This is a genomic window from Herminiimonas aquatilis (assembly GCF_042665175.1).
GTDB classification, from domain to species: domain Bacteria; phylum Pseudomonadota; class Gammaproteobacteria; order Burkholderiales; family Burkholderiaceae_D; genus Oxalicibacterium; species Oxalicibacterium aquatilis.
The window spans coordinates 955,203-969,272 of record NZ_JBHTCC010000001.1 but is presented as its reverse complement, the minus strand read 5'-3'; the positions used below and the strand labels follow the sequence as shown (position 1 = coordinate 969,272).

General features: G+C 53.8%; 14 protein-coding genes and 1 tRNA gene. 3 read left to right on the top strand and 12 right to left on the bottom strand.

From position 1 onward, the window contains the following. Positions 1 to 13: 13 nt before the first annotated feature. From glyQ to ACFQO0_RS04405, 7 genes are all read right to left on the bottom strand, one after another. Positions 14 to 931, bottom strand: a complete 918-nt coding sequence (gene glyQ, locus ACFQO0_RS04435; RefSeq protein ID WP_382232820.1) for a glycine--tRNA ligase subunit alpha — start codon at positions 929 to 931, stop codon at positions 14 to 16. A gap of 71 nt (positions 932 to 1,002) precedes the next feature. Next, positions 1,003 to 2,559 carry an apolipoprotein N-acyltransferase gene (gene lnt / locus ACFQO0_RS04430; protein WP_382232819.1) on the bottom strand — a complete coding sequence of 519 codons (1,557 nt, stop codon included), beginning with the start codon at positions 2,557 to 2,559 and terminating at the stop codon, positions 1,003 to 1,005. Positions 2,560 to 2,604: 45 nt separating this feature from the next. Further along, the gene (locus tag ACFQO0_RS04425; protein WP_382232818.1) at positions 2,605 to 3,495 is read right to left on the bottom strand and encodes an HlyC/CorC family transporter; all 891 of its coding nucleotides are present in this window, start codon (positions 3,493 to 3,495) and stop codon (positions 2,605 to 2,607) included. Positions 3,496 to 3,623: 128 nt separating this feature from the next. Then, positions 3,624 to 4,094 carry an rRNA maturation RNase YbeY gene (ybeY, locus tag ACFQO0_RS04420; RefSeq protein ID WP_382232817.1) on the bottom strand — a complete coding sequence of 157 codons (471 nt, stop codon included), beginning with the start codon at positions 4,092 to 4,094 and terminating at the stop codon, positions 3,624 to 3,626. Next, on the bottom strand, positions 4,081 to 5,142 hold the full coding sequence (locus tag ACFQO0_RS04415) for a PhoH family protein (protein WP_382232816.1): 1,062 nt from the start codon (positions 5,140 to 5,142) through the stop codon (positions 4,081 to 4,083). Before ACFQO0_RS04415 ends, ybeY begins: the two co-directional genes overlap by 14 nt. A gap of 40 nt (positions 5,143 to 5,182) precedes the next feature. Continuing rightward, positions 5,183 to 6,535: a tRNA (N6-isopentenyl adenosine(37)-C2)-methylthiotransferase MiaB gene (miaB, locus tag ACFQO0_RS04410; protein ID WP_382232815.1), complete on the bottom strand. Its 1,353-nt coding sequence runs from the start codon at positions 6,533 to 6,535 to the stop codon at positions 5,183 to 5,185. Positions 6,536 to 6,562: 27 nt separating this feature from the next. After that, entirely contained in the window at positions 6,563 to 6,940 is a 378-nt protein-coding gene (locus ACFQO0_RS04405; RefSeq protein WP_382232814.1) for a hypothetical protein, read from the bottom strand. Positions 6,941 to 7,260: 320 nt separating this feature from the next. Between ACFQO0_RS04405 and ACFQO0_RS04400 the strand changes: the two genes are divergently transcribed. Both ACFQO0_RS04400 and ACFQO0_RS04395 read left to right on the top strand, forming a co-directional pair. Further along, on the top strand, positions 7,261 to 7,779 hold the full coding sequence (locus ACFQO0_RS04400) for a Dps family protein (RefSeq protein WP_382232813.1): 519 nt from the start codon (positions 7,261 to 7,263) through the stop codon (positions 7,777 to 7,779). A 198-nt stretch (positions 7,780 to 7,977) separates the two neighbouring features. Beyond that, complete coding sequence (locus ACFQO0_RS04395) at positions 7,978 to 8,151, top strand: hypothetical protein (RefSeq protein ID WP_382232812.1); 174 nt, start codon at positions 7,978 to 7,980, stop codon at positions 8,149 to 8,151. A gap of 92 nt (positions 8,152 to 8,243) precedes the next feature. Here ACFQO0_RS04395 and ACFQO0_RS04390 read toward each other — a convergent pair. The 3 genes from ACFQO0_RS04390 to mutL all read right to left on the bottom strand — a co-directional run bounded on the left by ACFQO0_RS04390 (position 8,244) and on the right by mutL (position 11,334). Then, a tRNA-Met gene (locus ACFQO0_RS04390) sits at positions 8,244 to 8,320 on the bottom strand. Between the two features lie 164 nt (positions 8,321 to 8,484). Next, positions 8,485 to 9,435 (bottom strand): tRNA (adenosine(37)-N6)-dimethylallyltransferase MiaA, encoded by a 951-nt coding sequence (gene miaA / locus ACFQO0_RS04385; RefSeq protein WP_382232811.1) that lies wholly within the window; start codon positions 9,433 to 9,435, stop codon positions 8,485 to 8,487. Positions 9,436 to 9,495: 60 nt separating this feature from the next. Beyond that, positions 9,496 to 11,334: a DNA mismatch repair endonuclease MutL gene (gene mutL, locus ACFQO0_RS04380; protein ID WP_382232810.1), complete on the bottom strand. Its 1,839-nt coding sequence runs from the start codon at positions 11,332 to 11,334 to the stop codon at positions 9,496 to 9,498. A 133-nt stretch (positions 11,335 to 11,467) separates the two neighbouring features. Here mutL and ACFQO0_RS04375 point away from each other — a divergent pair, with 133 nt between their 5' ends. Then, on the top strand, positions 11,468 to 12,121 hold the full coding sequence (locus ACFQO0_RS04375; RefSeq protein WP_382232809.1) for a VTT domain-containing protein: 654 nt from the start codon (positions 11,468 to 11,470) through the stop codon (positions 12,119 to 12,121). Positions 12,122 to 12,195: 74 nt separating this feature from the next. Here the strand turns inward: ACFQO0_RS04375 and ACFQO0_RS04370 are convergent, their stop codons facing one another. After that, positions 12,196 to 13,497 carry an N-acetylmuramoyl-L-alanine amidase gene (locus ACFQO0_RS04370; protein WP_382232808.1) on the bottom strand — a complete coding sequence of 434 codons (1,302 nt, stop codon included), beginning with the start codon at positions 13,495 to 13,497 and terminating at the stop codon, positions 12,196 to 12,198. Beyond that, positions 13,461 to 13,946 carry a tRNA (adenosine(37)-N6)-threonylcarbamoyltransferase complex ATPase subunit type 1 TsaE gene (tsaE, locus tag ACFQO0_RS04365; RefSeq protein ID WP_382232807.1) on the bottom strand — a complete coding sequence of 162 codons (486 nt, stop codon included), beginning with the start codon at positions 13,944 to 13,946 and terminating at the stop codon, positions 13,461 to 13,463. The genes ACFQO0_RS04370 and tsaE overlap by 37 nt, the downstream gene beginning before the upstream one ends. Positions 13,947 to 14,070 lie beyond the last annotated feature (124 nt).

Genomic DNA, 14,070 nt, shown 5'->3' with positions numbered 1-14,070 from the left:
CTGTTGCTCATGTTTATGCCGCTTCTTTTTCGATTTGAGCCAGCACTTCGGCGGCGTGTTCGGGTTTGGCCATAGGGAAACCGAGGCGGGCGCGGCTGTCAAAATAGCTCTTGGCGACGCTGCGCGCCAGATTACGGATACGGCCAATATAAGCGGCACGTTCAGTGACGGAAATCGCGCCGCGCGCATCCAGCAAGTTGAATGTGTGCGCAGCCTTCAATACCTGTTCGTAAGCAGGTAGTGCCAATTTGTTTTCAATCAGATTGAGCGCTTGTTTTTCATGCGCGGTGAAAGCGACGAACAGGAAATCGGCATCGCTATGTTCGAAGTTGTAAGTCGATTGTTCAATTTCATTTTGCTTGTAGACGTCGCCGTAAGACAAGCCTTCTGTCCATTTCAAATCGTAGACGTTATCTACGCCTTGCAGATACATCGCAAGACGTTCCAGACCGTAAGTGATTTCGCCTGTGATCGGTTTGCAATTGATGCCGCCGACTTGCTGGAAGTAAGTGAACTGCGTGACTTCCATGCCGTTGAGCCAGACTTCCCAGCCCAGGCCCCATGCGCCCAGGGTGGGGTTTTCCCAGTCGTCTTCCACGAAGCGAATATCGTTTTGCTTGAGGTCGAAGCCCAGTGCTTCCAGCGAGCCCAGATACAACTCAAGAATATTCGCTGGTGCAGGTTTCAATACGACTTGGAATTGATAATAGTGCTGCAAGCGATTCGGGTTCTCGCCATAGCGGCCATCTTTCGGGCGACGCGACGGCTGTACGTAGGCGGCTTTCCATGGCTCCGGGCCGATCGCACGCAGGAAGGTCGCAGTGTGCGAGGTGCCAGCGCCGACTTCCATATCGTAGGGTTGCAGCAGCGCGCAACCTTGCGCGTCCCAGTACTTTTGCAGCGTGAGAATGATTTGTTGAAATGTGAGCATCTTGTTTGAATTTTTGCATTACCCGGTGCGGGTAAGGGCAGGTTTGCCGAAACCCCAGATTTTACCGGGTTTTAGAGCGAATTAGGGTTTCTGCGTGTACAACGCCAAGCGGCGATCAGCAGTGCAAACGCCAGCAATACGATGAAGGTATTGCCGATGAAAACATAAGGTGTGATGCCGCTGTAACCTTGGGCCGATGCAGTCAAGACGCCGCGCTCAAAAGGTTTGAGTTGCGCAATGACTTTCCCGCTTGGGTCTATGACTGCGGTGGTGCCTGTATTCGTGGAGCGCAACATCGTGCGTCCGGTTTCGATCGCGCGCATTTGCGATATCTGCAGATGTTGCGGCAAGGCGATCGAGTCGCCAAACCAGGCAATGTTGGAAACGTTCAGCAGCATGGTTGCCACCGGTTTGCCATGGGCATCGGCGGAGCGTAACTGGCCCGCAATTTCTTCACCGAACAAATCTTCGTAGCAAATGTTGGGCAAGACCCATTGATCCTTGACGGAGAACGGTTCCTGTAATGGTGCGCCGCGCGTGAAGTCGCCTAGCGGGATATGCATCATGTCGACAAACCAGCGAAAGCCGAATGGAATGAATTCGCCGAATGGCACCAGATGATGTTTGTCGTAGCGGTATAATTTTGGTGGCGTGCGATTAGCTGCTGCCGGCGCGATGCCGATCACGCTATTTGCATATTGCTGCGGGCCGTCGCTGACCGCGATCCCGATTGCCAAGTGACTGTTGGATGCGGTCGCAAATTCGGCCAGTCGCGGTAAGTAGTCTGCAGGCAATTGATGTGCCAAAAGAGGAAAAGCAGTTTCCGGCGTGGCAATCAAATCTGCCGGCGCAGCACGGATCATATCTTCGTAAAGCGTGAGCGTGACATTTGTTTGTTGAGCGTCGAACTTGATTTCCTGCGGCACATTGCCTTGCAACAAACGCACTGAGATGGGTTCGCCCTGCGGGATCGTCCAGTTGACCGATTTCAAACCCAAACCGCTGACGAGTATGACGACGATCAAACTCAAGGCAGCTCGTTTTGTGGTCGACAAGATCAGGCCGGCAGCCAATACTGCAGCCAGCCAGCCCACACCGTACACACCTATCAGTGGCGCGTAACCGGCGAGCGGGCTGCCAGTGTGCGCATAGCCGGAGGCGACCCATGGAAATCCGGTCAATACCCAGCCACGCAACCATTCGGACAGCAGCCATACTGAAGGAAAAACCAGCAACAACAATACGGCTGCGGGTGCTTGCCTGCGGTGTTGAAACCACGCGCCAGCACCCGCAGCGGCAGCAGAAAATGCTCCCAGCAACATCGCTAATAGCGCGACCGCCAGAGCAGCCATTGCTGCGGGCATGCCACCGTATTGATGCATGCTGATGTAGAGCCAGTACACGCCGCATACCGACCAGCCGAAACCATAAGCCCAGCCGGTTAATGTGGCGGACTTGATGGACGGGGCTTGCAGTATCAAATGAAACAGCAGCGCGAACGTGATGATTTGTAGCGGCCACCAGCCAAATGGCGCAAATGCCAATACATTCAACGCACCGGAAAACAAGGCAATTGCGGCCGCCTGCGTAGCGGTAAAGCGAAAGGAAAAAAGAGAGCTGACGCGCATCAGCAGGCAGGAACCAAAAGAGGGAATATCACGCGTGTCCTTGGCTTAGCTATCAAGCGTTTCGTCAACTGCGGAAGCCGGCAGCTTTTCCACCAGCAAGACGTGAATCTGGCGGGCATCTGCACGCAGGACTTCAAATCGCAGACCGTCTATATCGACGATCTCGCCCTTGTGCGGCATGCGCGCCAGGTGATCGGTAACAAAGCCGCCTAGCGTATCGACATCCTGGCTAAAGAGTGTCGTGCCGAGTTCTTCATTGAATTGCGTGATTTCTGTCAATGCCTTGACGCGCCAGCGCGGGCCGTACTCACCTGCCTTGATGGCGAGGATGTTGTCTTCCTCTTCATCGAAATCATATTCGTCTTCGATGTCACCAACGATTTGTTCCAGCACATCTTCGATCGTGATCAAGCCTGCTACGCCGCCGTATTCATCGACTACCACGGCCATATGATTGTGCTTTGCACGGAACTCGCTAAGCAGCACGTTAAGGCGTTTGGATTCCGGAATGAAGACGGCGCTGCGCAGCATCTGGCGCACATCAAAGGATTCTTCCGCGTAGTAACGCAACAAATCCTTGGCCATCAAAATGCCGACTACATTGTCGCGTTCACCTTCGACCGCAGGGAAGCGCGAGTGCGCTGTTTCCAGCACCATAGGCATCCATTCAGCGATCGGCCGGGTGATATCGACGACCTCCATCTGGGAGCGCGGCACCATGATGTCGCGTGCCGATAATTCGGAAACCTGAAAAACGCCTTCGATCATGGCCAAGGCATCGGCATCGATCAGATTGCGTTCGTGGGCATCCTGCAGGATGGTCAGCAGCTCGGCGCGGCTCTCCGGTTCTGGAGCGATCAGTGCGGTCAGGCGTTCGAATAACGAACGATGCGGTTTGGCATCGCCGGATTTTTCTTGGGGGGGAATGTCTTGCATAAGGCAAAAAGCCGTTGCGGGTGGTGGTTTCAACAGGGTTCAGGATACAACAAATATTCCCGATTCCAAAAAAGTGCACGATCTCAATTCGGTTTTTAATCTAACCGATCCGCTATCTGCGCACGGATTCATGATTCGATATAGGGATTGGGAAAGCCTAGTGATGCCAGCATTTCAATTTCCAGCGTTTCCATTTCCTCGGCTTCCTCATCCGACTCGTGGTCGTAACCCTGCGCATGCAGCACGCCGTGGATGACCAGATGCGCGGCGTGGAATTCCAGCGATTTATTCTGTTCCGCCGCCTCGCGTTGCAAGACATCGGTGCACAGGATGATGTCGGCCTGCGTCACGTCGTTGTCAGCCAGCGGTTCTGCCTCGCCCTCGTTATACGAAAAGGTCAATACATTCGTCGCATAGTCCTTGCCGCGAAAACTGCGGTTCAAACTTTGCCCCTCTTCGGCGTTGACGAAGCGCAAGGTGATTTGTGCCGGTGCCAGTAGCGCCGCCTTGACCCAGCGCCGCAACAGCGGACGAGTTAATGTTTCCTGTACACGCGTGTCCGGATATTGCACGGACAATGAAAGTTTATTTTGCTGCATGTTTGGCGACTGTTTTGGAGGGAGGACGGGGACTGCGTTTCTTGGGTTGCCTGGCGTCATCGTAGGCGTCGACGATGCGGGCGACCAGTGGGTGTCGTACCACGTCGGCGCTGCTGAAGCGGGTGAAGGCCAGTCCGCGCACTTCGCTGAGTACATCGATGGCTTCTACCAGCCCGCTTTTTTGATTTTGCTGCAAATCAATTTGAGTAATGTCGCCGGTGATGACGGCCTTGCTGCCGAAACCGATGCGCGTCAAAAACATTTTCATCTGTTCAGGCGTGGTGTTTTGCGCTTCATCCAGAATCACGAAAGCGTGGTTCAGGGTGCGACCGCGCATATAGGCCAATGGCGCGATTTCAATCGCCTGTTTTTCAAACATTTTTTGCGTGCGATCGAAGCCAAGCAAGTCATACAGCGCGTCATACAAAGGGCGCAGATAGGGATCGATCTTTTGCGATAAGTCGCCCGGCAAAAAGCCCAGGCGTTCGCCGGCTTCAACTGCCGGACGCGTCAGGATGATGCGCTTGACTGCATCCCGTTCCAGCGCATCGACGGCGCAGGCGACGGCCAGATATGTCTTGCCGGTACCTGCAGGGCCGACGCCGAACGTGATGTCGTGATCCATGATGGACTTCAGATACTGCAACTGATGCGGTGTGCGGCCGCGCAAATCGTGACGGCGGGTTTTCAGCACAGGTGCATCGGTGACGGATTCAACGACCTTCTTGCTTGCCGTCTTCTTGCTGGTTTGCAGCACCAACTCCGGCTCTGCCAGCGCTGCGCGCTGTTCAACCAGTGCCAGTTGCACTTCTTCCAGCGGCACGACCTTGTCTGCCTGCTTATAAAACTGCTCCAGAATTTCGACCGCACGCGCGCCATTGCTGCCGCCAACGATAAATTTTTCGCCGCGCCGGAAAATCGTTACGTCTAGTGCTGCCGAAATCTGTCGCAGGTTTTCATCCATGGGGCCGCACAGATGCGCCAAGCGCTTGTTATCGAGCGGTTCGGGAGTGAAGTACAGGGGTTGGGCGACCGTTTTTGTTTTCAATTTTGGCTGAGTAAGTTTTACGTTCGTTGAATAAGAAAAATCATTGCTTGACGATGATTTCGCCGCGCAAGGTGTACGCGTACGATTGTGTGATGTTGACATCAACCATCTGGCCGATCAGGCGGTGACCTTGCGATCCGGTGGAAAAATTGACGACGCGATTGTTTTCGGTGCGGCCTTGCAGTTCGTTCGCATCTTTCTTCGATGGCCCTTCGACCAGTATGCGCTGCACGCTACCGACCATTTGGTCGCTGTAACGACGGGTGTTTTGATCGATGACTGCTTGCAGCTTTTGCAGACGCTCGAGCTTGACCTCGTGCGGCGTGTCATCTTCCAGATTGGCTGCTGGTGTACCAGGGCGTGGGCTGAAAATAAAGCTGTAGCTGTTGTCGTAGCCTACGTCGTCGATCAACTTCATCATCGCCTCAAAATCGGCGTCGGTTTCACCAGGGAAACCCACGATGAAATCGGACGAGATCGAAATATTAGGCCGTACTTCGCGCAGGCGGCGCAAGATCGATTTGTATTCGAGCACGGTGTAGCCGCGTTTCATGGCTGCCAGAATACGATCCGAGCCATGTTGCGCTGGCAGGTATAAATGATCGACCAGCTTCGGTACTTTGGCGTAAACATCGATCAGACGTTGCGTAAATTCTTTTGGATGGCTGGTGACGAAGCGTATGCGCTCTATGCCTGCCATCTCGGCGATATATTCAATCAACAAGGCGAAGTCGGCGATCTCGCCATCGGCGGAATCACGACTCATCTTGCCGCGATAGGCATTGACGTTTTGCCCGAGCAGCGTGATTTCTTTCACGCCTTGCGCCTCGAGACCGGCGACTTCTGCCAGCACGTCGTCAAAATTGCGCGAAACTTCTTCGCCGCGCGTGTAAGGCACGACGCAATAACTGCAATATTTGCTGCAACCTTCCATGATTGATACGAAAGCGGTTGCGCCGTCTACCTTGGCTGGCGGCATGTGATCGAATTTTTCGATTTCCGGAAAACTGATATCGACTTGCGAGCGGCCAGTCGAACGGCGCTGCTTCAACATTTCTGGCAGGCGGTGCAGGGTTTGCGGACCGAACACCAGATCCACATAGGGCGCGCGTTTGACGATGGCGTCGCCTTCCTGCGAAGCGACGCAGCCGCCGACGCCTATCATCAGATCGGGTTTGAGCAACTTCAGTTCACGCAGGCGGCCCAGATCGGAGAAAACTTTTTCCTGCGCTTTTTCGCGCACCGAGCACGTGTTGAGCAGGATTACATCTGCGTCTTCTGGTGTATCGGTTTTGATCAAGCCATCGGAAGCGTTGAGGACGTCTGCCATCTTGTCCGAGTCGTACTCGTTCATCTGGCAACCGAAGGTCTTGATGTATATCTTTTTTTGCATGACGTACTTAATGTTGGCTAGTTTGATTTACTGAAATTTTGAAACGGGTGCGGGAAAAGGAGTTGCTGACTCCAGCGGTTTCGGCAGTTTCCGTTTGGCTTCGTCCGCGGTCAGTATCCACACACGATCTATTTCGCCGCCATCTATTTCTGTGTAGTTCACAAATATTTCGCTCCCGCGCAGAGCAGTCGGCATTTCTATCGTGTTGTCCTGATTCCAAATGCGCGCGCCCGGAGTCAGCATGCGCGTCTTGTTATCGATGATGATCGTCGGAAAGACAGCAGGCGTCATCACACCGCGCTTCGCCGTCGGCGGGAACGGCCGATCGAATGCTTGTGCAGACATGGTAGCGACAGCAAAAGCACAGCCAATCAAAAAGCGTTGTGTCCACATGGTGAATTCCATTCGATACAGGTGAATAGGTAATCAGGATGACAAAGGAAAGGTGAGCTCGATGCCGCAGTTTCATGCTGACGTGCCATCTCACCATACAACACGTACCAATATGTACAAATTACATGAATAATTTGCTGCTAAAAATACGTTCTTGCTTCTGCTTGTGCCGAATGTAAATGACAGGTTTTTTGCAGCGCCATCATACCACGCCGCCTATTTGCGATTTTATGGACCAGCATGTTTCATCGGGTGCATGTCGTGTTTCTTTTGCATTGCACATCATGCAAGAAATGGCGGTAACATTGCTATTCAACTTTTAGGAGATCTACATGGCAACGAAAAAAGCTCAAGTAGTAGTGAAAAAAACGCAGGCGGCTACGAAAATCGATATTGGTATCTCCGAAAAAGATCGCGCCAGAATCGCACAAGGCCTGTCGGGTCTGCTGGCCGATAGCTACACGCTGTACCTGATGACCCATAATTTCCACTGGAACGTCAAGGGACCGATGTTCACCAGCCTGCACACGATGTTCATGACGCAGTACACGGAACAATGGAATGCACTGGATATGATCGCAGAACGCATCCGCGCCCTGGGTTATCCTGCACCAGGCACCTACAAGGAATTCGTCAAATTGGCATCCATCAAGGAAATCGACGGCGTGCCAAAAGCAATGGACATGGTTCGCCATCTGGTCAATGCACACGAGGCGACTGCTCGCACTGCGCGCGCGCTGTTTGAGGTGGTGGACAAGGCCAGCGATGAGCCAACCGCCGACTTGTTGACACAACGCCTTGACGTCCATGAAAAAACGGCGTGGATGTTGCGCAGCCTGCTGGAAGAATAATCTGCAATCAGGGCAAAAGACCGGTATTGATTGGAGGGATATTAGTACGCCTTATGTTTCCCAGCGTACGGAGCTAACTTGATAAGCGTGTTCAGATGGTGCCCAGATGCAAGATCCGGATCATGGATTGATTTGAATCTGTATTAGCGCTGTTTTGTTCGAGTTTGCTTCAATTCTGTTGAAGCCACGGAGGTAATAATGTCTTTCCTGATTTATTTGATAGGTTTTGCCATTTTTCTTGGCGGTGTGGCGTGGGCCCTGATCACTGCGGGCGTAGCGATTTTGTATGTGGTGATCGCCTCGGTTATTCTGCTGGGCATCGGAATTCTGACCGGTGTTTCTCGTACTCGCGGCAAGGACCCGTCGTCCTGATTGCTTTTGGTGATCGCAGATATCCCTCGAACAACAAAAAACCCGCATCAGCCTAGGCCAGATGCGGGTTTTGTACTTCTACCACTTGTTCTTGGTGGTGATAGGTGGATTTGAACCACCGACCCCAGCATTATGAGTGCTGTGCTCTAACCAACTGAGCTATATCACCAAACAGCCGAAAATTATGACGTTTTCGGAAGGCTAAGTCAATATGAAATTACGCGGAAGGGTGATTTATCCCTTGAAACCGTCGTCTTTTTTGCCAATTTAATTAGTGAAAATTGCAATAATCTTCTTGTGTCGGCGTGGTGCGGATGTGGCTTCTATCCAGACTTATGACTTATTGGCAGTACTAATCTTCTGCAAAATGCGGTTCGCAACATCGGGTGTCAGGCAGTCGATGGCGTGACGCTCCGGCATGCTGCGTAACCACGTCAGTTGTCGTTTGGCCAGTTGACGTGTGGCGACTATGCCTCTTTCGCGTAATTCGGCCAAGCCGTAGGCGCCGTCCAGATATTCCCAGCTTTGGCGATAGCCGACACAACGCATGGATGGCAAGCCAAGGTGCAGGTCGCCGCGTGCGCGTAGCGCTTTGACTTCATTGATCAAGCCGCCGTCCTTGAGCATGGCGTCGAAACGTGTGGCGATGCGTGCATGCAGAACGCTGCGATCCGATGGCTCCAATGCAATCGGTAGCAAGTTGAAAGGTAATTCGCTTTTAGGTGCCAGCGCCAATAATTCCGACATAGGCTTGCCGGTGAGGGCGATGATTTCCAGGGCACGTTGTATGCGTTGCGAGTCATTCGGTTTCAAGCGTGTAAAAGTGACAGGATCCAGTTTTTCCAGTTTTGCATGCATGGCTGGGGAGCCGATCAGCGTGGCTTCTGCATCCAGTTCTGCACGCAGGGCCGCATCGGCCTGCGGCAAGGTGTCGAGGCCGTCTTTCAAGCCCTTGAAGTACAGCATCGTGCCACCTACCAGCAGCGGCAATTTGCCGCGTGCGATGATTTCTGCGCTCAGGCGCAGTGCATCCTGGCGGAATTGCATCACCGAATAGGACTCCAGCGGATCCAGAATATCGATCAGGTGATGCGGTGCGCGTGCGCGCTCGTCATCTGTCGGCTTGGCGGTGCCGATATTCATCTCGCGATACACCAGCGCGGAATCGACGGAAATGATTTCAGAAGGAATCTGTTCGGCGATCGCCAGGGCAGCCGCAGTCTTGCCGGATGCAGTCGGACCCATGATGGAAACCACCAGCGGTTTGGAAAGAGCAGCTGTCATGCGCTTGTCGATTGCGAAATAAGTACGATGAAACTGAATGCCGTCGCGTATGCAGTCACTTCAGCGCCCGCGCTCAAACAGCTTGTCCAGATCCGACAAGCCGAGTTGCACCCAGGTAGGACGACCGTGATTGCACTGGTCCGCTCTCTCTGTCGCTTCCATCTGCCGCAGCAGCGCATTCATTTCCGGCACGGTCAATGTGCGATTTGCGCGCACTGCAGTATGGCAAGCCAGCGTGCCGAGCAATTCATTGCGGCGTTCCAGCAGTACGCGGGATGCACCGTATTCGCGCACGTCGCGCAACACATCACGCGCGAGGCTTTGTGCATCGGCATTTTTCAGGAGCGCAGGTACGGCGCGCACGGCGAGTGTGGTCGGCGACAAGGCGGCGATGTCAAAACCGAGCGACAGCAGAATCTCCTTGCTGTCCTCCGCTGTGCCGACTTCCACGCCGTCCGCGTAGAAGGTGACCGGGATCAGCAAGGGCTGAACTTGCATCGCGTTCTCGTCGAGCGCGTGCTTCAACTGTTCGTACAAGATGCGTTCGTGCGCTGCATGCATGTCGACCAGCGCCAAGCCCTTGGTATTTTGCGCGAGGATAAAAATGCCATGCAACTGTGCCAGTGCGAAACCCAGAGGGAATTCATCATCCGACACGGTTTGCGCGTTGATGCTATTTGCGGCTTGCAAGATCGGCGCATCGCTGTTGCTGTCATTTGAGGCTGGGCCGTTGGCAAACAGTGCGCCATAGTTGGCCGCCGTTTGCGCTACGCCATAGGCAGAATTGAATTGCGGCGCGAATGTGGTTTGCTGTTGCTCGCGCAACCATGGCAGTGCGCCCGACGGTGCCGGTGTAGGCGATGGGACGGCGCCGAATGCAGTGGCCGAAGTTTGTGCCAGTGCGCGACTGACTGCATGAAAAACAAATTGATGCACGGCGCGACTGTCGCGGAAGCGCACTTCGATCTTCGACGGATGCACATTCACATCGACTAGCGCCGGGTCGAGATCCAGGCTGATGACATACGAGGGATAACGATCGCCGTGCAGCACATCCTGATATGCGGAGCGTACTGCATGCATCAATAATTTGTCGCGTACGAAACGCCCGTTGACATAAAAATACTGCGCATCGCCACGCGCCTTGGATGCTGTCGGCAAGCCGATGAAGCCGTGCAAGTGCAAGGGACCGGCTGTTTCTTCCAGTGGCAGACGGGCACCTGAAAATTCATGACCGAGAATATGCGCACTGCGTTTGGCGATATCGTTGATCGCCCAGTGGTCGATGGTCTTGCCGTTGTGCGTCAGTGAAAATGACACATCTGGACGCGACAGCGCGATACGGCGCACGACTTCTGCGCAGTGGCCAAATTCGGTTTGCTCGGTCTTTAAAAATTTGCGGCGTGCCGGCGTATTGAAATACAAATCCAGCACATCGACGGTGGTGCCTGGCGCCCCGGACGACGGCGCGACGGTGCTTTTTTGATCCAGGTTTTGTACGCCCGTGATTTCCCAGGCGTGTACAGCATCGGCAGTGCGGGAGGTCAGGGTCAATTGTGACACCGAGGCAATCGAGGCGAGTGCTTCGCCGCGGAAACCCAGCGTCGCGACATTTTCGAGCTCTGTCAGTGAATTGATTTTCGATGTCGCGTGGCGCGCCAGAGCCAACGGCAATTGTTCCGGTGCGATACCGCGGCCATTATCGGTAATGGCAATGCGCTTGACGCCGCCTTGTTCCAGCCGCACGCTGATTTGCGTTGCGCCAGCGTCGAGTGCATTTTCCAGCAATTCCTTGACGACGGCAGACGGACGTTCGACCACCTCGCCGGCGGCGATTTGCGAAATGAGTTGGTCGGAGAGGGGCTGTATCGGCCGGGCAGGTTGAACGGGTGCGTGCATCTGCAAGATTATAACGTCGCCAGCCCACCAGCGGCAGTGAACCGATGCGCTGCTGCATGGTCAGTTTGCATGAGCGGCGCGCGCACTTGCGGATATGCAGTGGTGTATCATGCTGCCGCCACCAAGGAGAATTATGGATTTCATGCAGTTTTTCGACATGATTTTGCATGTCGACAAGTATCTCGGTACCTTTATCGCGCAATATGGCGCACTGATTTATCTGGTTCTGTTTGCGATTATCTTTTGTGAAACAGGTTTGGTAATCTTTCCTTTCTTGCCGGGCGACACCCTGCTTTTCATCGCCGGTGCATTTTGCGCATCCGGCGCGATGAATCTCTGGCTGCTGCTGGGTTTGCTGATCGCGGCGGCGATTTTGGGCAATACGGTGAATTACTGGATAGGGCGGCGCATAGGGGAGAAAGTCTTCACCCATGACTACCGCTGGCTGGATCGCGATGCCTTGCAAAAAACGCATGCCTTTTATGAAAGGCATGGCGGTATCACGCTGATACTCGCGCGCTTCCTTCCTATCGTGCGTACGTTTGCACCGTTTGTTGCCGGCATCTCGACGATGACCTTCGTGCGCTTTCAGTTTTTCAATGTCACCGGCGCGATTTTGTGGGTGGCATTACTGGTAGTCGGTGGCTATCTGTTTGGCAACATCCCTATCATCCGCGATCATTTGAATACCATTGTGTTGATAGGTGTGGGCGCGGCGGCGATTCCCGTTGCGTTGGGCGCTTTGTGGAAAATTACCCAGCGCTTCAGAAAACCAAAAATGCCCTAATGTGCATACAAAAAACGCCGCGAAATTCGCGGCGTTTTTTTATTCTGATTCACTTTTAATTTAGCCTGCTCGATTTACATCATCCGGCTTTTTGCCAGCGGCGGGTTTTTCGCAAAGTACTTCTTGATGCCTTGGGTAACTGCGTCTGCCATGCGTTCTTGATAGGCATCGTCGTTCAGCCTGGCTTCTTCCGCTGGATTTGAAATGAACGCAGTCTCAATGAGGATGCTCGGAATATCGGGCGCCTTCAATACGGCAAATCCAGCTTGTTCCACAGAGCCTTTGTGCAGGCGGTTGACGCCGCCGATTTCGTTCAAGACGGCCTTGCCCAGTTTCATGCTGTCGTTGATTTGCGCGGTGGTGGAAAGATCGAGCAATACGCTGGCCAATTGTTTGTCATGATCCTTGATGTTAGTGCCGCCTATCAGATCGGCCGCATTTTCCTTGTTGGCCAGCCAGCGCGCTGCAGTTGAGGTAGCGCCTTTCTCAGACAAGATAAATACTGACGAACCGTTGGCAGTGGGCTGCACAAACGCATCCGCATGGATTGATACGAACAAATCGGCTTGTACCTTGCGCGCTTTTTGTACACGGACATGTAGCGGGACAAAGTAATCGCCATCGCGGGTCAGCATTACGCGCATGTTCGGATGCTGCTCGAGTTTGGCTTTCAAGCGCTTGGCGATCGCCAGCACAATATTTTTTTCATAGCTGCCGCCACGTCCGACCGCACCGGGATCTTCGCCGCCGTGACCGGGGTCCAGGGCGATCGTCAGCATGCGCGTCACTTGCGGTGGGCGACCTGCCTTCGGTTCGACATACGGTGGTGTGACTTCGGCAGTCGGTGGCGGCATCGTATCGGACGGTACATCCAGCGACCACTGGCCTTTTTCGATCAGGGCTGCGATGGGATCCGGCGGATTGACCGGATACAGATCGAATACCAAACGGTGCTTGTATTCACCGACCGGGGCCAGCGTGAATACCTGCGGATTGATTTCTTCTTTTAGATCGAACACGAGGCGTACGACATTCGGGCGGTTCTGGCCGACGCGTACCTGTTTGATATAGGGATCGTTGGATTGAATCTTCGCGACCAGGCTCTTTAGCGTTGGTCCCAGATCGATACCCTCGACATCCACCACCAGCCGCTCGGGATTCTTGATGATGAAATGCGAAGTCTTCAGATTGGTATCGTTTTCCAGCGTGACGCGCGTGTAATCTTCAGCGGGCCAAACGCGTACGGCTAGAATTTGCGCGGCGAATGCCGGCAACGGAGAAAGCAGCGAAATCAGCAGCGTACCGCCGGCCTTGAGGACAGTGCGGCGCACCTTGGCGATTACAGGTTTGGAGCAAATTTCAGTCGGTTCAGACATTCAATACCTTGATCGGACGACGCTTGTAATTCTACATCACGCCCTTCGCCTGCGACGCTGAGGGAAACGTGGATGTCGGGAGGAGGCAACACCGTTTCGGCTTTTTCCGGCCATTCGATGATGCAAATTGTTTGATGATTAAAATATTCGCGGAAGCCCGCATCGAGAAATTCTTCCGCGCTCGCCATCCGGTACAAATCGAAATGGATCACATTGATGCTCTGTCCATCAATATCGATTGCATACGGCTCGGCTAGCGTATAGGTCGGACTTTTTACATGGCCGGCATACCCCAGCGCATGCAGCATGGCACGCGTCAGCGCGGTTTTCCCTGCACCCAGATCGCCATGCAGATAAATTGTCAGTCCTGGCTGCATGGCTCGCGCCAATGCCGCACCCAAGGCGATGGTGCCGGCTTCTTCGTGCAGATGGGCGGTGAAATTTTGCATGAGCTTTAACGTTGTCTTCGTATTTGCCATTTACGGCTTCAATAAAAGGTCTGGTGCATGCGCATCGGTTTGCTGGGCTTGATTCGTTTGTGTGGCTTCATCCCTATGCGCTACTTACTACGAT

Coding starts and splice junctions, on each gene's coding strand:
- mutL (WP_382232810.1), bottom strand. CDS start 11,334: ATGCACGCACCCGTTCAACCTGCCCGGCCGATACAGCCCCTCTCCGAC.
- ybeY (WP_382232817.1), bottom strand. CDS start 4,094: ATGCAGCAAAATAAACTTTCATTGTCCGTGCAATATCCGGACACGCGT.
- miaA (WP_382232811.1), bottom strand. CDS start 9,435: ATGACAGCTGCTCTTTCCAAACCGCTGGTGGTTTCCATCATGGGTCCG.
- ACFQO0_RS04375 (WP_382232809.1), top strand. CDS start 11,468: ATGGATTTCATGCAGTTTTTCGACATGATTTTGCATGTCGACAAGTAT.
- ACFQO0_RS04425 (WP_382232818.1), bottom strand. CDS start 3,495: ATGCAAGACATTCCCCCCCAAGAAAAATCCGGCGATGCCAAACCGCAT.
- miaB (WP_382232815.1), bottom strand. CDS start 6,535: ATGCAAAAAAAGATATACATCAAGACCTTCGGTTGCCAGATGAACGAG.
- glyQ (WP_382232820.1), bottom strand. CDS start 931: ATGCTCACATTTCAACAAATCATTCTCACGCTGCAAAAGTACTGGGAC.
- tsaE (WP_382232807.1), bottom strand. CDS start 13,946: ATGCAAAATTTCACCGCCCATCTGCACGAAGAAGCCGGCACCATCGCC.
- lnt (WP_382232819.1), bottom strand. CDS start 2,559: ATGCGCGTCAGCTCTCTTTTTTCCTTTCGCTTTACCGCTACGCAGGCG.
- ACFQO0_RS04395 (WP_382232812.1), top strand. CDS start 7,978: ATGTCTTTCCTGATTTATTTGATAGGTTTTGCCATTTTTCTTGGCGGT.
- ACFQO0_RS04370 (WP_382232808.1), bottom strand. CDS start 13,497: ATGTCTGAACCGACTGAAATTTGCTCCAAACCTGTAATCGCCAAGGTG.
- ACFQO0_RS04400 (WP_382232813.1), top strand. CDS start 7,261: ATGGCAACGAAAAAAGCTCAAGTAGTAGTGAAAAAAACGCAGGCGGCT.
- ACFQO0_RS04405 (WP_382232814.1), bottom strand. CDS start 6,940: ATGGAATTCACCATGTGGACACAACGCTTTTTGATTGGCTGTGCTTTT.